15 protein-coding genes and 1 pseudogene are annotated in these 19,306 nt (G+C 71.0%); 7 read left to right on the forward strand and 9 right to left on the reverse strand.

The window, feature by feature from the left end; translation table 11 throughout:
* The first annotated feature begins 5 nt into the window (after positions 1 to 5).
* Both NAG42_RS01305 and thrS read left to right on the forward strand, forming a co-directional pair.
* Positions 6 to 1,016, forward strand: coding sequence for an endonuclease/exonuclease/phosphatase family protein (locus tag NAG42_RS01305; protein WP_250027357.1), 1,011 nt, complete (start codon positions 6 to 8; stop codon positions 1,014 to 1,016).
* Between the two features lie 213 nt (positions 1,017 to 1,229).
* Complete coding sequence (gene thrS / locus NAG42_RS01310) at positions 1,230 to 2,426, forward strand: threonine--tRNA ligase (protein WP_250027358.1); 1,197 nt, start codon at positions 1,230 to 1,232, stop codon at positions 2,424 to 2,426.
* Here thrS and NAG42_RS01315 read toward each other — a convergent pair.
* Positions 2,404 to 2,787 carry a RidA family protein gene (locus NAG42_RS01315; protein ID WP_250027359.1) on the reverse strand — a complete coding sequence of 128 codons (384 nt, stop codon included), beginning with the start codon at positions 2,785 to 2,787 and terminating at the stop codon, positions 2,404 to 2,406. The two genes, thrS and NAG42_RS01315, sit on opposite strands and share 23 nt — an antisense overlap.
* Entirely contained in the window at positions 2,784 to 4,355 is a 1,572-nt protein-coding gene (gene cimA, locus NAG42_RS01320; protein ID WP_250027360.1) for a citramalate synthase, read from the reverse strand. Before cimA ends, NAG42_RS01315 begins: the two co-directional genes overlap by 4 nt.
* A gap of 268 nt (positions 4,356 to 4,623) precedes the next feature.
* Here cimA and NAG42_RS01325 point away from each other — a divergent pair, with 268 nt between their 5' ends.
* Complete coding sequence (locus NAG42_RS01325) at positions 4,624 to 5,364, forward strand: tyrosine-protein phosphatase (RefSeq protein WP_250027361.1); 741 nt, start codon at positions 4,624 to 4,626, stop codon at positions 5,362 to 5,364.
* 60 nt (positions 5,365 to 5,424) lie between these two features.
* On the forward strand, positions 5,425 to 5,757 hold the full coding sequence (locus tag NAG42_RS01330; RefSeq protein ID WP_250027362.1) for a hypothetical protein: 333 nt from the start codon (positions 5,425 to 5,427) through the stop codon (positions 5,755 to 5,757).
* Here the strand turns inward: NAG42_RS01330 and NAG42_RS01335 are convergent.
* Together NAG42_RS01335 and NAG42_RS01340 are read right to left on the reverse strand one after the other, a co-directional pair.
* Positions 5,754 to 6,851 carry a branched-chain amino acid aminotransferase gene (locus NAG42_RS01335; RefSeq protein WP_250027363.1) on the reverse strand — a complete coding sequence of 366 codons (1,098 nt, stop codon included), beginning with the start codon at positions 6,849 to 6,851 and terminating at the stop codon, positions 5,754 to 5,756. The two genes, NAG42_RS01330 and NAG42_RS01335, sit on opposite strands and share 4 nt — an antisense overlap.
* A 129-nt stretch (positions 6,852 to 6,980) precedes the next feature.
* Positions 6,981 to 8,006 (reverse strand): 3-isopropylmalate dehydrogenase, encoded by a 1,026-nt coding sequence (locus NAG42_RS01340; protein ID WP_250028301.1) that lies wholly within the window; start codon positions 8,004 to 8,006, stop codon positions 6,981 to 6,983.
* 348 nt (positions 8,007 to 8,354) lie between these two features.
* On the opposite strand from NAG42_RS01340, the gene NAG42_RS01345 reads away from it, so the two are divergent.
* The gene (locus tag NAG42_RS01345; protein WP_250027364.1) at positions 8,355 to 8,720 is read left to right on the forward strand and encodes a hypothetical protein; all 366 of its coding nucleotides are present in this window, start codon (positions 8,355 to 8,357) and stop codon (positions 8,718 to 8,720) included.
* Here the strand turns inward: NAG42_RS01345 and serA are convergent.
* The 5 genes and pseudogenes from serA to NAG42_RS01370 all read right to left on the reverse strand — a co-directional run.
* Positions 8,716 to 10,308 (reverse strand): annotated as a pseudogene (gene serA, locus NAG42_RS01350) (phosphoglycerate dehydrogenase); the annotation flags it as partial. The gene NAG42_RS01345 and the pseudogene serA overlap by 5 nt on opposite strands.
* 157 nt (positions 10,309 to 10,465) lie before the next feature.
* On the reverse strand, positions 10,466 to 11,563 hold the full coding sequence (gene ilvC, locus NAG42_RS01355) for a ketol-acid reductoisomerase (protein ID WP_498370586.1): 1,098 nt from the start codon (positions 11,561 to 11,563) through the stop codon (positions 10,466 to 10,468).
* Positions 11,560 to 12,075, reverse strand: a complete 516-nt coding sequence (gene ilvN / locus NAG42_RS01360) for an acetolactate synthase small subunit (protein ID WP_221375924.1) — start codon at positions 12,073 to 12,075, stop codon at positions 11,560 to 11,562. Before ilvN ends, ilvC begins: the two co-directional genes overlap by 4 nt.
* The gene (locus NAG42_RS01365; protein WP_250027366.1) at positions 12,075 to 13,904 is read right to left on the reverse strand and encodes an acetolactate synthase large subunit; all 1,830 of its coding nucleotides are present in this window, start codon (positions 13,902 to 13,904) and stop codon (positions 12,075 to 12,077) included. The genes ilvN and NAG42_RS01365 overlap by 1 nt, the downstream gene beginning before the upstream one ends.
* A gap of 201 nt (positions 13,905 to 14,105) precedes the next feature.
* Positions 14,106 to 16,436 carry a putative bifunctional diguanylate cyclase/phosphodiesterase gene (locus tag NAG42_RS01370; protein WP_308201093.1) on the reverse strand — a complete coding sequence of 777 codons (2,331 nt, stop codon included), beginning with the start codon at positions 16,434 to 16,436 and terminating at the stop codon, positions 14,106 to 14,108.
* A 101-nt stretch (positions 16,437 to 16,537) separates the two neighbouring features.
* Here NAG42_RS01370 and ilvD point away from each other — a divergent pair, with 101 nt between their 5' ends.
* The gene (gene ilvD, locus NAG42_RS01375) at positions 16,538 to 18,385 is read left to right on the forward strand and encodes a dihydroxy-acid dehydratase (RefSeq protein ID WP_250027367.1); all 1,848 of its coding nucleotides are present in this window, start codon (positions 16,538 to 16,540) and stop codon (positions 18,383 to 18,385) included.
* Between the two features lie 99 nt (positions 18,386 to 18,484).
* On the forward strand, positions 18,485 to 19,306 hold the full coding sequence (locus NAG42_RS01380) for an MSCRAMM family protein (protein ID WP_250027368.1): 822 nt from the start codon (positions 18,485 to 18,487) through the stop codon (positions 19,304 to 19,306).

Below are 19,306 nucleotides of genomic sequence, written 5' to 3' on the forward strand. Positions count from 1 at the left end.
CCGCCATGACGATCACCAGCGCGCCGCGCGCCGGTCGCGAGACCGGCCCCCGACGACGACGAAAGGCCGCGCTGACCGTGCTGTTCTGGCTGTTGATCCTGCCGTTCCTGGCCTGGGCCGTGATCCGCCTCGGTGGGTGGGAACGGGGCCCGGTGGTCCAGTTGTTCGCGTTCACCCCCTATGTCGCGGCGGCCGCCTGGGTCCCGGCGCTCCTGGCCCTGGCCACCCGCCGGTGGACCGTGGGCGCGGTGGCCGTGATCGTCGCCATCCTGCTGGCCTCGGCCGTGCTGCCCCGGGCGATCCCGAGCCGCGACAAAGGCCCCCGGCTCGGCGTCCAGCTGAACGTGATGACCTCGAACATGCTCTTCGGCGGGGCCGACGCGGCCACGATCGTCAAGCTGATCAGCGAGCACGACGTCGCCGTGCTGGCGGTGCAGGAGTTCACCACCGAGGGCCGGCAGGCGCTGGCCGACGCCGGGCTGGGCGCCCTCCTGCCGTATTCGTCGCTGGCCGACGAACCCCAGGCGGACGGCTCGGGGCTCTACTCGCGCTACCCGATCACCTCGCCCGGGGCCGACCGCAACGGCGGGGGGTTCATGCAGGCGTACGCGACCGTGCAGGTGCCCGGGGCCGGGCCGGTCATCGCCGAGTCGGCGCACCCGCTCGCGCCGTACGCCCGCTCGGTCCTCAAGCAGTGGCGCACCGACCTGCTGGCCGAGCCGCGGGCCGATCAGAGCGGCACCCCGCGGATCCTGCTCGGCGACTTCAACGCGACGCTCGACCACGCCCCGCTGCGCGAGCTGATCTCACGCGGCTACCGCGACGCGGCCGACACCGCGGGCCAGGGACTGATCGGCACCTGGGGTCCGTACGACGGCGACCCGATCCCGCCGGTGACGATCGACCACGTGCTCGTGGACCGGCGGATCGGCGTCCGCGAGGTGACCGTGCACCCGATCCCCCGCAGCGACCACCGCGCGATCATCGCCCGCCTCACCGTCCCGGCCGAGCGGTGACGACCACCACCAGGCCGATAATCGGATGCTCCCGCGGCGGCAGTGGCCTACCGTCGACGGCATGAGCTTCAGGCAGCTGTGCACGACGACGCCGGGACGTCCCGGCGTGCGTTCGCGCTGACCTGATCAAGCGCTGACACGGCCCCGGGCGGGATGCCCGGGGCCGTTTCGTGTGCCCGGACGTCTCGCCCTCCTCGTCGAAGGAGACCTCCGATGCACATCGACCACCGCAAGCTCGGGCGCGAGCTCGACCTGTTCGACTCCGACCCGCTGATCGGGGCCGGGCTGCCGTTCTGGCTGCCCGCCGGGGCCGCCGCCCGGCACGCGGTCGAGTCCTATCTGTGCGACCTCGAGCGCCGGCACGGATATCAGCACGTGTATTCACCGGCGCTCGGCAAACGGCAGCTCTTCGAGTTGTCGGGGCACTGGCGCAACTTCGCGGACGACATGTTCCCGCCGATGCCGATGGGCGGTGACGACCTCGTGCTGCGGCCGAGCATCTGCCCGCACCACGCACTGATCTACAAGTCGCGCGGGCGGTCGTACCGCGATCTGCCGTTGCGCATCGCCGAGCTCGGCCCGATGTACCGCTCGGAGCGGTCCGGGGTGCTGGGCGGGCTGTCCCGGGTGCGGGCCATCCAGCTCAACGACGCGCACATCTTCTGCGGTGAGGCGCAGGCCGGCGAGGAGGTGGCCGAGGTGCTGCGGCTCATGCGGCAGGCCCACGCGGCGCTCGGCATCGCACCGTCGTCATTTCAGCTCTCGCTGCGGGGTGAGGGCAAGAAGTACGGCGGGGACGCGGCCGGTTGGGCGTCAGCCGAAGGGCTGCTGCGCCAGGCGCTCGACGCGGCCGGCGTGGATTACGCCGAGGCGCCGGGCGAGGCGGCCTTCTACGGCCCCAAGATCGACGTGCAGGTCGCCGATCGGGCCGGCCGGGAGTGGAGCCTGGCCACCATCCAGATCGACTATCACCAGCCGGCCGCGTTCGGGCTCGAGTACGCCGACGCGTCGGGTGGCCGGTCGCGCCCGGTGATGGTGCACCGCAGCCTGGCCGGGTCGATGGAGCGGCTCTTCGCCCATCTGATCGAGGTGCACGAGGGGGCGTTCCCGCTCTGGTACGCCCCGGTGCAGCTCGCCGTGCTGCCGGTCTCGGCGGCCGAGGACGCGGCGGCCGGCGCGCTCCAGCGGGCCGGGCTCGAGGCCGGGCTGCGCGTCGAGGTGCTGCGCGACGGTTCGCTCGGGGCGCGCATCCGCTCGGTGGCGGAGCGCAAGATCCCGTACGCCGGGGTGATCGGAAACCGCGAGGCGCCGGACGGTCTGGTCGCCCTGCGGCATCGCGACGGGCGGCGGCTGGAGCCGATGCCGATCGCCGCCGCCGTGCGGCTGCTCAGCGACGAGGCGCGACCGTAGCGTCGACCTCGATCTCGATGCGCATCCGCGGGTCGGCCAGGCCGCACACCATCATGGTGGCGGCCGGCCGGACCTCGCCGAACGCCCGGCGCAGCACCGGCCAGCACGGCTCGAAGTCGTCCCGGTCGGGCAGCAGGTAGCGGACCCGGACCACGTCGCCCAGCGTGCAGCCGGCCTCGGCCAAGGCCGCCTCGATGTTGCGCAGGCATTGTTCGGCCTGCTCGACCACGCCGTCGGGAATGGTCATCGTGGAGTAGTCGAAGCCCGTGGTGCCGGAGACGAGAACCCGGTCTCCGGCGACCACGGCCCGGGCGTACCCGATCTGCTCCTCGAAGGTCGAACCGCTGTAGATCCTGGTCACTCGGCCAGACCGTAGGTCAGCGCGTCGACCAGGGCGACCCAGGAGGCCTCGACGATGTTCTCGTGGACGCCGACGGTGGTCCAGTCGCGCTCGCCGTCGCCGGTCTCGAGCAGGACGCGGGTGATCGCGTTGGTGCCGTGGCTGCCCTCGAGGATGCGCACCTTGAAGTCGGTCAGCTCGAAGTTCTTGAGCTGCGGGTAGTACTGCGTGAGGGCCGCCCGCAGGGCCTCGTCGAGCGCGTTGACCGGGCCGTTGCCCTCGGCCGTGGCGATCACCCGCTCGCCGCGTACGCGGACCTTGACCGTCGCCTCGCTGACCACCGAGCCGTCCTCGCGGTGCTCGACCTGCACCCGGTAGGACTCCAGGCTGAACGGCCGGGCGAACCCGTGGCCGGGCAGCTCACCCCGGACGAGCAGCTCGAACGAGGCGTCGGCGGCCTCGAACGACCAGCCGCCCGCCTCCAGGTCCTTGACCCGCCGGGTGACCGTGCTGAGGGTGTCGGGGTGGCCGGCCAGGTCGATCCCGAGCTCGCGGCTCTTGAGCTCGATACTGGCCCGGCCGGCCATCTCGGTCACCAGGATCCGCATGTCGTTGCCTACCACCGACGGATCGACGTGGTTGTAGAGCAGCGGATCCACCTTGATCGCGCTCGCGTGCAACCCCGCCTTGTGGGCGAAGGCGGCGGCCCCGACATAGGCCTGGTGGGTGTCGGGGGCGATATTGGCGATCTCGGCGAGCGCGGTCGACACCCGCGTCGCCTTCTCCAGGCAGCCCTCCGGTAGGACCGGCAGCCCGAGCTTGAGTTGCAGATTGCTGACGACGGCGAACAGGTCGGCGTTGCCGGGGCGCTCGCCGTAGCCGTTCGCGGTGCACTGGAAGTGCTTGACCCCGGCCTCGACGGCGGCGACGGTGTTGGCCACGGCGCAGGAGGTGTCGTTCTGGCAGTGGATGCCGAGCCGGTCGGGGGTGACGCCGGTGCGCTCGACCACCTCGTTGATCGCTTTCGTGATCATCGAGGGGAGCATGCCGCCGTTGGTGTCGCACATGACGACCCGCTCGGCGCCGGCGTCGATCGCGGTCTTGACGACCGAGGCGGTGTACGCCGGGTCGTGGCGGAAGCCGTCGAAGAAGTGCTCGCAGTCGACGAAGGCCCGGCGGCCGTTGGCCACCAGATGCCGCACGGTGTCGCGGACCATGGCCAGGTTCTCGTCGCCGGTGGTGCGCAGCGCCCGCTCGACGTGCCGGAGGTCGCTCTTGGCGACCACGCAGACGACCGGGGTCTCGGCGTCGAGCAGGGCCTTGACCTGCTGGTCGGCGGCGACGTCGACGCCCGCCTTGCGGGTGGCGCCGAACGCCACCAGCAGCGCGTTCTTCAGGTCGAGCTCGGTGCGGGCACGGGCGAAGAACTCCGTGTCCTTGGGCATCGCGCCGGGCCACCCGCCTTCGATGAAGCCCACGCCGAACTCGTCCAGCAGCTTCGCGACCGCCAGCTTGTCGGCGACCGAGTAGCTGATCCCCTCCCGCTGCCCGCCGTCGCGCAGCGTGGTGTCGAAGACCTGGTACTCCATGGCGCGTTCCCTTCAGGATTTGGCGTGACCAACAAAAAGACCCCCCGCGGATGCGGGAGGTCGGCACGTCGGCGGAAAGTCAGCCGGCGCGCTAAGTGCGAATAATCAGCACGGAGTGGGTCACGTTCCGAAGCATGCCACGGGTGCGACCGAATGAGACCGGAAATCCACCAGATGAGATACGGTCCCTCGATCGGGTGCCGGCGCGCTGCCCGCTGCGCAAGATCACGTCACAGCGGAAATCGAGCGCGGCGGTTACCTTGGCTGCGTGGCTGTGGAACAACATCCCCGGAATCTCGGCTTCTCGGCGACCTACAACTTCCGCGACGTCGGCGGCTATCCCGGCCTCGACGGGCGCACCGTGCGCTGGCGGCGGCTCTTCCGGGCCGACGCGCTGCACCGGCTGGGCGAGCAGGACACCGCGGCCTTCGCCGCCCTCGGCGTGAAGACCGTGATCGACCTGCGCCGGCCGCACGAGATCGAGAAGTTCGGGCGGGTGGCCGAGCGCTACGGCCTCGACTACCGCAACCTCGTGCTCGAGCACGTCGACTGGGAAGAGGTCGGGCACCCGGAGGAGACGGTGCACGAGCGCTGGCTGGCCGACCGTTACCTCAACTTCGCCGAGGACGGCCGCGCGGCGATCCTGGCCTCGCTGCGGGTGATCGCCGACCCGGCCCAGGCCCCGGTCATCGTGCACTGCATGGCCGGCAAGGACCGGACGGGCACCGTCTGCGCCCTGACCCTGGCCCTGCTGGGGGTGTCCGACGAGGACATCGCGGCCGACTATGCCCTGACCACCGACGCCATGGCCCCGCTGACCGCCCATCTGCTGGAGAAGCACCCGTCGGCCGTCCTGGGCAAGCAGCACATGTGGAACTCGCCGCCGGCCGCCATGCGGATGTTCCTCGACGACCTGCGCGCACTGCACGGTTCGATCGACGGATACACCCGGGAGATCGGCCTGACCGACGCCGAGATCGCCTCGATGCGGGCTCACCTGCTCGAGTAAGCCAGTCGGCCATCCGTCAGCCATGGGCGAGCCGGACCATGCAGGCTGCATGCTTGAGTCATGCAGATTTTGATCGGGATTGCCGAGGGTGGGGCCGACGCGGAGCGGCGCGACTATCTGATCCACGGCGTCCGCTCCGAGCTGTTGCAACTCGACGTGGACGCCGTGGAGCCGATGCCCGGGCCCGGGGGCACCCTGCTGGTGTCGCTCGGCGGTGCGGCCGAGGCGCTCACCCAGGTGATGACCGCGCTGCGCTCTTGGGTGGGGCGCAACCCGGCCCCCCGCGCCGTGGAGATGACCGTCGGCGGCAAGAAGCTGCGGATCTCGGACGCCTCACTCGCCCAGCAGGACCGGATGATCGACGAGTTCGTCCGAGCTGTCCGCGTGCCCTAGAGAACCCGGTGGACCCAGCCGAACGGGTCCTCGGCCCGCCCTCGCTGGATGTCGACCAGCTGCTTGCGCAGCTCGGTGGTGACCGGACCGGTGCCGCCGTCGGCGATCACGAACTCGCCGTCGGCGCTGCGCACCTGCCCGATCGGCGTGATGACGGCCGCGGTGCCGCAGGCGAAGGCCTCGCGGATGCGACCGGAGGCGGAGTCGGTCCGCCATTCCTCGAGGCTCACCGGGCGCTCCTCGACCTTGCGGCCGGCCCGCTCGGCCAGCTTGATCACCGAGTCGCGGGTGATGCCGGGCAGGATCGTGCCGGTCAGCGGCGGCGTCACCAGCGTGTCGTCGTCGAGGACGAAGAACACGTTCATGCCGCCGAGCTCGTCGATGTATTTGCGCTCGATCGCGTCGAGGTAGACGACCTGGTCGCAGCCGTGCTCGATCGCCTCGGCCTGGGCCGACAGCCCGGCCGCGTAGTTGCCACCGCACTTGGCCGCACCGGTGCCGCCCGGGGCGGCCCGCGTGTAGTCGGGGGTCACCCACACCGAGACCGGCTTGACGCCACCGGAGAAATACGGCCCGACCGGGGAGGCGATGACCAGATAGAGATACTCCATCGAGGGGCGCACCCCCAGGAAGACCTCGCTGGCATAGGCGAACGGGCGCAGGTAGAGGCTGCCCTCGTCGCTGGTCGGCAGCCAGGCCCGGTCGATCGCGATGATCTCGTGCAGGGACTGCAGGAACGTCTCGACTCCGAGCGGCGGCATGGCCATCCGCTGCGCCGACTGGGCGAAACGGGCGGCGTTGGCGTCGGGACGGAACATCGCCACGCCGCCGTCGGGCAGCGTGTAGGCCTTCAGGCCCTCGAAGATCTCCTGCGCGTAGTGCAGGACGGCGGACGCCGGGTCCATCGGGATCGGGGCCCGCGCCTCGACGCGAGCGTCATACCAGCCCTTGCCGTCGGCGTAACGGATCGTGACCATGTGGTCGGTGAAGATGCGGCCGAAGCCGGGGCTGGCGAGCATGGCCGTGCGCTCGGCGTCGCCCACGGGTGCCGGGTTCGGACGGATCTCGAACTCGAGGTTGTCACCACCGCTCATGACAAGTGGACCTACTTTCTGGCAAGACGAATGGAGGCATGCGGAAGCACCCGTAGTGCTTCATGAACTTACCCGAACGGTCGTTCAATCCCCAGACCGAACCGGGTGAAGAGAGCCCCCGCCGCGGGTCTAGAGCGCGGCGGCGACGCGGTCGCCGACCTCGGCGGTACGCAGCGGGGCGCCCGTCGTGCGGGACGCCACCTCGGCCGCGACCGCCTCGGATACTCGGCGGGCCTCGTCGTGGTGGCCCAGGTGCTCGAGCAGCAGCGAAGCGGAGAGAATGGCGGCCGCCGGGTCGGCGATGCCCTGACCGGCGATGTCGGGCGCCGAGCCGTGCACCGGCTCGAACGTCGACGGGTACTTGCGCTCCGGGTTGACGGAGCCGCTGGCCGCCATGCCGATGCCGCCGGTAACGGCAGCGGCGATGTCGGTGAGGATGTCACCGAAGAGGTTGTCGGTCACGACGACGTCGTACCGCTGAGGGTTGCTGACCATGAACATGCTGGCCGCGTCGATGTGCTGGTATTCCGTCGTGACCTCGGGGAACTCGGCCGCGACGGCGGCGAACGTGCGCGCCCACAGGCCGCCGGCCTTGGTCAGCACATTGGTCTTGTGCACCATCGTCAGGTGGCGGCGGTCGCGGCGCTGGGCCCGGGCGAAGCCGTCCCGGATGACCCGCTCGACGCCGAACCGGGTGTTCAGGCTCTCCTCGGTCGCGATCTCGGCGGGGGTGTCCTGGTGCAGGACGCCGCCGGCGCCGACGTAGAGGCCCTCGACACCCTCGCGCACCACGACCATGTCGATCTCGCCGGGCTTGACGCCGGCCAGCGGGCTGGTGGTGCCGGGATAGAGCTTGGAGGGGCGCAGGTTGACGTACTGGTCGAAGTCGAACCGCAGCTTGAGCAGCAGACCACGCTCGAGCACGCCGGGCGGGACGCTGGGGTCGCCGATGGCGCCGAGCAGGATCGCGTCGTGCAGCGCGAGCTCGTCCTGGATGGCCTGGGGCAGGACCTCGCCGGTGCGGTTGTAGAACCGGGCCCCGAGGTCGTAGTCGTCGAACTCGGTGCCGGGAAGCACGGCCTCGATGACCTTGCGAGCCTGGGCGGTAACTTCGGTTCCGATGCCGTCGCCGGCCACGACCGCGATACGCGCCACGCTCACGTCTGCTCCTTCAGGGTTGAATGTCCGCGCCTCAGGCTAGCGCGCCCTTCCCGATCTTCGGTACAGCGGTCCCACGTACTGAACGGTTGATAAGTCCCCAGTAGGCGAACAGCCCCCGGATCGCGGCAAACGATCGCGGGGGCTGTTGCGACGAAGACGCGTGGCTCGGTCCCGCCGGAATACTTCGCCGGCTGCGGAACGAAGGCAGACTCGTCACCCGAAGACAAGCCCACCGGCGGTCCGCGCGGCAGGGACAACGCTAGCGATGCGGACTAAAGACGCGCAAGACGCATCCCCCGCGTGTCGGCGCCGATGTTCCGGCCCGCATGGCACCATGCGCCGGTGAGTTTCGACCTCGTGGTGTGGGCCATGGACAAGACGGACCTGCCGGACGCCGTGCGGGCCGCCAACGCGCGGTGCGCGCGCGGTGAGCACCCGCAGCGCCCGGCCGATCCGCGCGTCGTCGCCTTCTATGACGCCCTGACCAGTGAGTATCCCGACCGGGGGCCGCGCTCCTCGGTGCCCGGCTCGCCGTGGGCGCACGCCCCGCTGCACGCGGCGGCCGATCACATCCAGATGCGGCTCGACGAGAACTGCCCGGACGAGGTGCTCGAGACGATCGAGCGCCTGGCCGGCGAGCTCAACCTCGATCTGCTGGATCTGCAGGACGGGACGGTCTACCCGCCACCGGTGCGGGCTGCCCGTTGATCCTGAGGTCGACCGCGCTGCCCCGCTCGGCCCCGATCTCGGCCGCGACCGTGGAGAGCAGCTCGGCGCCGACCGACGAGTCGACGGTGAGCGTCATCAGCGCCTCGCCGCCGGCCTCCCGCCGGGCCACCTGCATGGCGGCGATGTTGACCCCGGCCTCGCCGAGCAGGGTGCCGATCGCGCCGACGACGCCCGGCCGGTCGCTGTAGCGGAAGAACAGCAGCACCCCGTCGGCGTTGAGGTCGAGGTCGAAGTCGTCGAGACCGGTCAGCTTGGCGACCTCGCGGGTGCCGTGGACGGCGAGGGTGCCGGCCACGCTGACCGACCGGCCGTCGGGCAGGGCGCCGCGCACGGTCACCAGGTTGTGATCGGCCGGCTCCTCACTGACCACGAGCTCGACCTCGACCCCCCGCTCGGCGGCCAGGCGCGGGGCGTTCACGTACGTCACCCGCTCGTCGACCACCGAGGCGAAGAGCCCCTTGGTGGTGGCCAGCCGCAGCACACCCACGTCGTGCGACACGATCTCGCCGCGCACCTCCACCGTCACGTTCGCCGCCACATGCCCGGCCAGCGCGGTGAAGACCTTGCCCAGTTTCTCGGCCAGCGCCAGCAGCGGCCGCACGTCCTCGTCGACCACGCCGCCGGCCTGCACGTTCACCGCGTCGGGGACGAACTCGCCGTCCAGGGCCAGTTTCACGCTGCGGGCCACCGACAGGCCGGCCTTGTCCTGCGCCTCGGCCGTGGACGCACCCAGATGGGGAGTGACCACGACGTTGTCGAAGGCGAAGAGCGGTGACTCGGTGATCGGCTCGGTGACGAACACGTCCAGCCCGGCGCCGGCCACCCGGCCCTCGCGCAGGGCCGCGGCCAGTGCGTCCTCGTCGATCAGCCCCCCGCGGGCCGCGTTCACGATGCGTACGCCGGGCCGGACCAGGCCCAGCTCCTTCTCGCCGATCAAACCCACGGTCTCCGGCGTACGAGGCATGTGCACCGAGATGAAGTCGGACTCCCGCAGCAGCTCGTCCAGGCCGACCAGCCGCACGCCGAGCTGGGCCGCCCGGGCCGGTTGCACGTACGGGTCGTAGGCGATCAGCCGGGTGCCGAAGGCAGCCATCCGCTGAGCGAAGAGCACGCCGATGCGGCCCAGCCCGACCACCCCGACCGTCTTGCCCTGCAGCTCGACGCCGACGAACCGCGACCGCTGCCACCGGCCGCTCTTGAGCGAGGCCGAGGCCGTCGCCGTGTGCCGGGCGGTCGCGAGCAGCAGCGCGATCGCCTGCTCGGCGGCCGACACGATGTTACTGGTCGGCGCGTTGACCACGAGGACGCCGCGGGCGGTCGCGGCGGCGAGGTCGACGTTGTCGAGGCCCACCCCGGCTCGGGCCACCACCCGCAGGTGCGGGCCGGCCGCGAGGACCTCGGCGTCGACCCGGGTCACGCTGCGCACGATCAGGGCGTCGGCCTCGGCCACCTGGGCCAGCAGTGCCTCCCGATCACCCCCGTCGACCTGGCGGACCTCGTAGTCGTAGGCGAGAACGTCGATGGCGGACGGCGCCAACGGCTCGGCGATCAGGACGACGGACGTCACGCGGCACCCTCCGGGGATCGCTGTCGATCGATGCGATCGTAAGCGGCCCCGGTGGCTCCCGTCACTCCCTCAGCGGGTCGGGATCGTCGCCCGGTCGATCCGGACAGCACTCGGCCCGCTCTCCCAGCTCGAGCCGGGAAGCGGGCCGAGGGAAAAATCAGGCAGTCTCGGTGATCGGGCGGTCGACCCAGCTCATCATGTCGCGCAGCTTCTTGCCGGTGACCTCGATCGGGTGCTGGGCACCCTGCTCGCGGTACTTGGCCAGCAGCGGGCCGCCATTCTCGTCGTCCTCGATCAGCTGGCGGGTGAACTCGCCGGACTGGATGTCGGCCAGGATCCGCTTCATCTCGGCCTTGGTCCCGGCGTTGATGACCCGCGGGCCGCTGACGTAGTCACCGAACTCGGCGGTGTCCGACACGCTGTAGCGCATGCGGGAGATGCCACCCTCGTACATGAGGTCGACGATCAGCTTGAGCTCGTGCAGGCACTCGAAGTACGCGATCTCGGGCGCGTAGCCGGCCTCGGTGAGCACCTCGAAGCCGGTCTGCACCAGCGCCGCCGTGCCACCGCAGAGCACCGCCTGCTCGCCGAAGAGGTCGGTCTCGGTCTCCTCCTTGAAGGTGGTCTTGATGACGCCCGCGCGGGCCCCACCGATCGCCTTCGCGTAGGAGAGGGCGAGCGCCAGGCCCTCGCCGGTCGGGTCCTGCTCGACGGCGACCAGGCAGGGCACGCCCTTGCCGTCGACGTACTGCCGGCGGACCAGGTGGCCCGGACCCTTGGGGGCGACCATGGCCACGGTCACGTCGGCCGGGGGCTTGATGAGCTCGAACCGGATGTTGAGGCCGTGACCGAAGAAGAGGGCCTTGCCCGCCGACAGGTTCGGCGCGATCGACTCGGCGTAGATCTTGCGCTGCGCGGTGTCCGGCGCCAGCACCATGATCACGTCGGCCCAGGCCGACGCCTCGGCCGGCGTCTTGACCTCGAGGCCCTGCTCCTCGGCCTTGGCCCGGCTCTTCGAGCCCTCCTTGAGGCCCACGACCACCTCGACGCCCGAGTCGCGCAGCGACAGCGAGTGGGCGTGGCCCTGGCTGCCGTAGCCGATCACGGCGACCTTCTTGCCCTGGATGATGCTCAGGTCGGCGTCGTCGTCGTAGAAAACTTCCGCGGTCATTGAAATCCTTGAGTCTTTAGTCCGGTTAAGGGCGGTGGTGGGGAGGTCGGACGGGCTTTCCGGTAGTGCTGAGCGCCGTCTCAAGCGGCGCGGAGCGCCGGGCCGGTCGTGATGGAGCGGGAGCCGCGGCCGATGGCCACGAGGCCCGACTGGACCATCTCCTTGATGCCGTACGGCTCGAGGTCGCGCAGCAACGCGTCCAGCTTGTCGGGGTTCCCGGTGGCCTCGATCGTGAGGGTGTCCGGAGCGACGTCGATCACCTTCGCCCGGAACAGCTCGACCGTCTCGAGCACCTGGCTGCGCTGCGCACGATCGGCGCGCACCTTGACCAGCAGGAGCTCGCGCTGCACCGACTGCTGCGGGTCCAGCTCGACGATCTTCAGGACGTTCACCAGCTTGTTGAGCTGCTTGGTCACCTGCTCCAGGGGTGAGGAGTCGGCGTTGACCACGATCGTGATGCGGGAGACGTCCGGGTTCTCCGTCTCGCCCACCGCCAGCGAGTCGATGTTGAAGCCGCGCCGGGAGAACAGGCCGCTGACCCGAGCGAGCACACTCGGCTTGTTCTCGACCAGCACAGACAAGGTGTGCTTGTTCATCAGAGGTCATCCTCTTCGAATTCGGGACGCACGTCCCGGGCGAACATGATCTCGTCGTTGCTGGTGCCGGCCGCGACCATGGGCCACACCATGGCGTCCTGGCCGACCGTGAAGTCGATGACCACCGGCGCGTCGTTGATCTCCATGGCCTGCTTGATGATCTTGTCGACGTCGTCCTTGGACTCGCACCGCAGGCCGATGCAGCCGAGCGCCTCGGCCAGCTTCACGAAGTCGGGGATGCGGTGCTTGTGCGTGCCCAGGTTGGTGTTGGAGTAGCGGCCCTCGTAGAACAGGGTCTGCCACTGCCGGACCATGCCCAGGTTGCCGTTGTTGATGATGGCGATCTTGACCGGGATGCCCTCCAGGGCGCAGGTCGCCAGCTCCTGGTTGGTCATCTGGAAGCAGCCGTCACCGTCGATCGCCCACACCGCCGTGTCGGGCCGGCCCACCTTGGCCCCCATCGCGGCCGGGACGGCGTAGCCCATCGTGCCGGCGCCGCCCGAGTTGAGCCACGTGCCCGGCTTCTCGTAGCTGATGAACTGCGAGGCCCACATCTGATGCTGGCCGACGCCGGCCACGTAGATCGCGTCCGGACCGACCAGCTCACCGATCCGCTGGATCACGTACTGCGGGGCCAGGCTGCCGTCGGTCGGCTCGTCGTAGCCCAGCGGGTAGCGCTCGCGCAGCTCGTTGAGCGTGGACCACCACGGCTCGTACTGCCCGGCGCCCTCGGCCGAGGCGGAGACGGCGGCGATCAGCTCGTCGATCACGTGCCGGGCGTCGCCGACGATCGGGACGTCGGCGTGCCGGTTCTTGCCGATCTCGGCCGGGTCGATGTCGGCGTGCACCACCTTGGCGTCCGGCGCGAACGAGTCGAGCTGGCCGGTGACCCGGTCGTCGAAGCGCGCGCCGAGCGTGATCAGCAGGTCGGATTTCTGCAGCGCGTAGACCGCCGGGACGGTGCCGTGCATGCCCGGCATGCCCAGGTGCTGCGGGTGCGAGTCGGGGAACGCGCCGAGCGCCATCAGCGTGGTGACGACCGGGATGCCGGTGGTCTCGGCCAGCTTGCGCAGCCCGTCGGTGGCGCCGGCCTTGAGCACGCCGCCGCCGACGTAGAGCACCGGGCGCTTGGCCGCGGCGATCAGCCGGGCCGCCTCGCGGATCTGCTTGCCGTGCGGGTGCAGGGTCGGCCGGTAGCCGGGCAGGTCGAGGACGGGCGGCCAGGAGAACGTGGTCGGCGCCTGCTGCACGTCCTTCGGGATGTCGACCAGGACCGGGCCGGGGCGGCCGGTGGAGGCCAGGTGGAACGCCTCGGCGAGCACCCGGGGCAGCTCCTCGGGCGTCTGCACCAGGAAGTTGTGCTTGGTGACCGGGAGCGTGATGCCCTGGATGTCAGCTTCCTGGAAGGCGTCCGTGCCGATCGCCGGCCGGGAGACCTGACCGGTGATCGCGACGATCGGCACCGAGTCCATGTAGGCGTCGGCGATCGCGGTGACCAGGTTGGTCGCGCCCGGCCCGCTGGTCGCGATGCAGACTCCGACCTTGCCGGTGGCCTGCGCATAGCCGGTGGCGGCGTGGCCGGCGCCCTGCTCGTGCCGGACCAGGATGTGGCGCACCTTCGAGTCGAACAGCGGATCGTACGCCGGCAGGATCGTGCCGCCGGGGATGCCGAACGCGACCTCGACGCCGAGTGCCTCGAGCGACCGCACGAGCGCGCCGGCGCCCGTGGTGGAAACCGGAGAGACTACTGCCGGGGCCTGGTTGGCGGCCGCCGCGACAGTGGCCGGGTTGGCTCGATGGGCGAGAGTCTCGGGAGTGGGTCTCGTCATGGCACTTCATACCTTTTCGGGTTGGGCGTTCCGTTACTTGAGCAACAAAAAAGGCCCACGTGCCGGGAAGCACGGGACCTGGCGCACTCTCGCCGCTATCGGTGCGGCTGGAGTGCGCTCACATAAGTACTCGGGACGCGAAGCACATGCTGCCAACCTTGCCCCATCCCAGGCGGTGAGTCAACTGATCCCACATTTTGATCACTGGTCCCGTTCACCCTTAGGAGCACCGAAGCCGGGGTCGCTCGGCAGCAGCGCCCTGAGCTGCCGCATCCCGGGTCCGAGCATGACCACCTGGCTGCGCGGAGCGGCGTCGACCGGCGGGGTCGAGCGCGGCGCGGGCAGGGGCCGGGAGGTGCCCAGGCGCAGGGTCTGCAGCTGGGCCTCGAGGTGCTCGGCGGGCACCCCCCAGCCGAACAGCGAGCCCTGGCCCAGCCGGCAGCCCGCCTCCTCGACCACCGCCCGCTGCGCCGGGGTGCCGATGCCCTCGGCCAGGACCTCCAGCCCGAGCCGGTGGCCCAGCCGCACCACGACATCCACCAGGGGCGCGGCCGTCCCGGTACGGGACTCGGGCTCGGCCACCAGCGCGTGATCGATCTTGAGGATGTCGACCGGGAGCGTCCGCAGCTGACCGAGTGACGAATAGCCCGCGCCGAAGTCGTCCAGCGCGATCCGGACGCCGGTCGCCCGCAGCTCGGCGAGGCGGCTGATCAACTCCTCCATGTCGGTGGCGACGGCGTGCTCGGTCACCTCGAGGACCAGGCGCTGGGGCGGGACACCGTGCCGCTCGAGCACGTCGGCCACCTGGCCCGCGTAGTCGGCGGCGTGCAGCTCCTTGGGCGAGAGGTTGACCGACACCCAGACGTCGTGGCCCCGGGAGAGCCACGCGGCGAGCTGGACGCAGGCCTGCTCGAGCACCCACGAGCCGATCCGGTTGATCAGCCCGGACTCCTCGGCGACCGGGATGAACTCGTCGGGCCGCACCGCGCCGAGCGTGGGGTGGGTCCAGCGCAGCAGCGCCTCGGCGCCGACCGGCCGCATCGAGGGCAGCGCCACCACGGGCTGGAAGACGAGCCGCAGCTGGTCGCGGTCGATCGCGTGGCGCAGCTCGTTCTCCAGCGTGCCCCGGCGGCGCAGCAGCTCGTCGTAGCGCTGCTGATAGCGCTCCACCCGGTTTTTGCCACGCTGCTTGGCATAGCGCAGGGCCAGGTCGGCGTCGCGGATGATGTCGCCGGTGTCGGCCGGGTCGGGCCCGGTGTAGGCCACGCCCAGGCTGGCCGACAGGAACACCGAGCCACCGTCGACCTCGTACGGCTCGCCGAGGACGGCCAGCAGCCGGTGCGCGGTCAGCATCGCCTCGTCGGCCGTGCCCCGCATGAGGATCGCGAACTCGTCGCCGCCGAGGCGCGCGGCCACGTCGCCGTCGAGCAGGTTGCGCCGCAGCCGCTCGCCGACCTCCTTGAGCACCGCGTCGCCGACGTCGTGCCCGCGCATGTCGTTGACCGTCTTGAAACCGTCGAGGTCGATGCCGACCAGCACCAGCGGCTCACCGTCAGCCCGCAGCGCCCGCTGCAGGCCGCGCCGGTTGGCCAGGCCGGTCAGCGGGTCGGTGTGCGCCAGCTCGCGGAAATGGGCCTCCCGCGACCGGAGCTCGAGGGTGTAGCGCCGGACGTCGCGCAGCGCCAGGTATTGCCGGCCGACCAGCGCGAAGCCCTCGACGGCGGCGCCGGCGAAACCGTAGAGGTCGAAGGTGCCGCCGCGGGCGAGGTGATAGCCCAGGGCGGCGACCATGGCGACCATCGGGACCACCGCGTAGGCCGTGCTGCGGTCGGTGACGTCGCCGACCACCGTCACCGGGCGGTCGGCCACCTTGACGGCCCGCGCGATGACGAACAGGCCGACCGGCAGCAGCAGGGCGCCGGTCAGGGTGGCACCGTCCCAGTCCTGGCAGATGCCGCCGGCCAGCGCGACCGCGGCCCCGGCGACCAGGGTCACCCCGCCGGCCACCCGCACGGTGGTCAGCCGGGGCCGGTGGGCGTGCAGGGCGAGCACGATGGTGAGCCCCAGCGAGATCACCGCGAGGCCGGTCGGGATCAGCACCGACGGGCAGGCCATCGGGGTGGCGTCGCCCAGCAGGCGGGTCGGCTCGGTGATCAGCACCCAGCCGACGAACCAGATCGCGGCCGCGATGACCAGGCCGTCGAGCAGGTGGCGGAGGGCGGCCCCGGGATTTTCGGCCGCGCCCGGCAGCATGGCCGTGCCGACCAGCAGGATCAGGATGCCGATGGCCGTGCCGGCGGCGACCGCGCTGCCCAGCGCCATGCGGGGTGGCTCGACCGTGGTGATCAGCACACTGAGCATGCCGGCCAGGGCGGCCCCGGTGGCGATGGCGCCGCCCGCGGCCAGCGCCAGGTGCGCCCGGCGGGCCGCGCCCGTGTGCCGGCGCCCGGAATTGCCCAGCACGGCGACGGCCGGGACCGCGACGAGCAGGCTCGCGAGGCCGGCCAGCTCCACGCCGGACGGTGATTGCACGAGGACACTCTGCCCGATGCCGATCTATTTAAGTAGCCCTCAAATCCCGGCTTGTGGACAGACTTGGCGGTCCTTACCGGCTGCGGTGGCACACTGAGGGAATGCCTGACCTGCGTTCCCGGACCTCGACCCACGGTCGGACCATGGCCGGCGCGCGTGCCCTTTGGCGCGCCACCGGGATGACCGACGACGACTTCGGCAAGCCCATCGTGGCGATTGCCAACAGCTACACCCAGTTCGTACCGGGTCATGTGCACCTCAAGGACATGGGTGGCCTGGTCGCCGAGTCGATCGCCGAGGCCGGCGGGGTCGGGCGCGAGTTCAACACGATCGCGGTCGACGACGGCATCGCGATGGGCCACGGCGGCATGCTCTATTCGCTGCCCAGCCGCGAGCTGATCGCCGACGCGGTGGAGTACATGGTGAACGCGCACTGCGCCGACGCCCTGGTCTGCATCTCGAACTGCGACAAGATCACCCCCGGCATGCTGATCGCCGCGCTGCGGCTCAACATCCCGACGGTCTTCGTCTCGGGCGGCCCGATGGAGGCCGGCAAGACGGTGGCCATCGAGGGCATCGTGCACGAGAAGCTCGACCTGGTCGACGCGATGAGCGCCTCGGCCAACGAGAACGTGACCGACGCCCAGCTCGACACGATCGAGCGGTCGGCCTGCCCGACCTGCGGTTCCTGCTCCGGCATGTTCACCGCCAACTCGATGAACTGCCTGACCGAGGCGATCGGCCTGGCCCTGCCGGGCAACGGCTCGACGCTCGCCACCCACGCCTCCCGCAAGGCGCTGTTCGAGAAGGCCGGCGAGCTGATCGTCGGCATCGCCAAGCAGTATTACGAGAACGACGACGAGTCGGTGCTGCCGCGCAGCATCGCCAGCCGGGACGCCTTCGAGAACGCGGTCGCCCTCGACGTGGCGATGGGCGGCTCGACCAACACGGTGCTGCACCTGCTGGCCGCCGCGCGCGAGGCCGAGCTCGACTTCAGCGTGGCCGACATCGACGCGATCTCGCGCCGGGTGCCCTGCTTGTCCAAGGTCGCGCCCAACAGTCCGAAATACCACATGGAGGACGTGCATCGCGCCGGTGGCATCCCGGCCCTGATGGGCGAGCTCCACCGGGGCGGCTCACTCAAGACGAATGTCCGCTCGGTGCACTCCCCCGATCTCGAGTCGTGGCTCGGCGAGTGGGACATCCGGGGTGGCTCACCGTCCGAGGCGGCGCTCGAGCTGTTCCACGCGGCCCCGGGTGGCGTGCGCACCACCCAGCCGTTCTCCACCGAGAACCGCTGGGCGACGCTCGACACCGACGGCGAGAAGGGCTGCATCCGCTCGGTCGAGCACGCTTACACGGTCGACGGCGGCCTGGCGATCCTCTTCGGCAACCTGGCGCCCGACGGCTGCGTGGTCAAGACGGCCGGCGTCGACGAGTCGATCTGGAAGTTCACCGGCCCGGCCCGGGTCTTCGAGTCGCAGGACGACGCGGTCGACGGCATCCTGGCCAAGCGGGTGGTCGAGGGCGACGTGGTGGTCATCCGCTACGAGGGTCCCAAGGGCGGGCCGGGCATGCAGGAGATGCTCTATCCGACGAGCTTCCTCAAGGGCCGGGGCCTGGGCAAGGCGTGCGCGCTGATCACCGACGGCCGCTTCTCGGGCGGCACGAGCGGGCTGTCCATCGGCCACGTCTCCCCCGAGGCGGCCGCGGGCGGGCTGATCTCGCTCGTCGAGACGGGTGACGAGATCACCATCGACATCCCGGGCCGGAGCATCTCGCTGAACGTCAGCGACGAGGACCTGGCTCAGCGCCGGCACGAGCAGGAGCGGCGGGCCAAGCCGTATTCGCCGGTCGACCGGCAGCGCCCGGTGTCGGCGGCCCTGCGCGCGTACGCGTCGATGGCCACCAGCGCGAGCGACGGCGCGTACCGCAAGGTCCCCGAGTAGGTCGCTGCGAGACGAGGCCGCGCACCCACCGGGTGCGCGGCCTTTTTGATCTTTCCCGGAGGGCAACTTCGGAGGGGATGCGTCGTTGGTCGATACGTGATGGACACTGCTCAGCTGACCGACGACCCCGAGACCGCCGCGGCCGGCCGCGGTGAGGCGATCGTCCGCGGCCGCATCGACGGCCCGGGCGGGCTGCCGCTGCCCGGCGCCACCCTGACCATCACCGACTTCGACGGGAAGCAGCTGGCCCGGGCGGTGACCGGCGAGGACGGCACCTACCGGATGGTGATGCACGCCGGCGGCTCGTTCCTGCTGATCTGCGCGGCCGACCGCCACCAGCCCGCCGCCGCGGTGATAAATGTGGCCGCCGGCGAGATCCGCCGGGTGCTGTCGCTGGCCGGCGCCGGCCAGATCACCGGCCGGGTCACCGACCGGGGCGGCCGCGGCCTGCCGGGCGCCACGCTGACCCTCACCGACCACCGTGGCGAGGTCGTCGCGACCACCACCGCGGGCCCCGACGGCCGCTATCAGCTGCCCGGGCTCGACGGCCCCGAATACACGCTGACGGCCACCGCCCCGCACGCGCGCCCGGCGTCTCGTACGGTCTCCCCCAACGAGCCGGGTCCGGTCGACCTGGCCCTGACCGTGGGCGGCACGCTCACCGGCAGCGTCCGGGCGGCCGGCTCCGGACACCCGATCCCGCAGGCGTCGGTCGTGGCCGTCGACCGCACCGGCCGGGTCGCGGGCGCCGCCACGACCGACCACGAGGGACGCTACGAGCTCCGCGACCTGCCCCCGGGCGTCTACACCGTTGCCGCCAGCGGCCACGCCCCGGTCGCCACCCGCGTCGAACTGACCGGCGACCACGCCGCCCACGACATCACCCTGGGCACCCTGGCCACGGCAGCCACACTGCACTGA

The sequence above is a fragment of the Paractinoplanes maris genome (assembly GCF_023544465.1).
Classification (GTDB): domain Bacteria; phylum Actinomycetota; class Actinomycetes; order Mycobacteriales; family Micromonosporaceae; genus Actinoplanes; species Actinoplanes maris.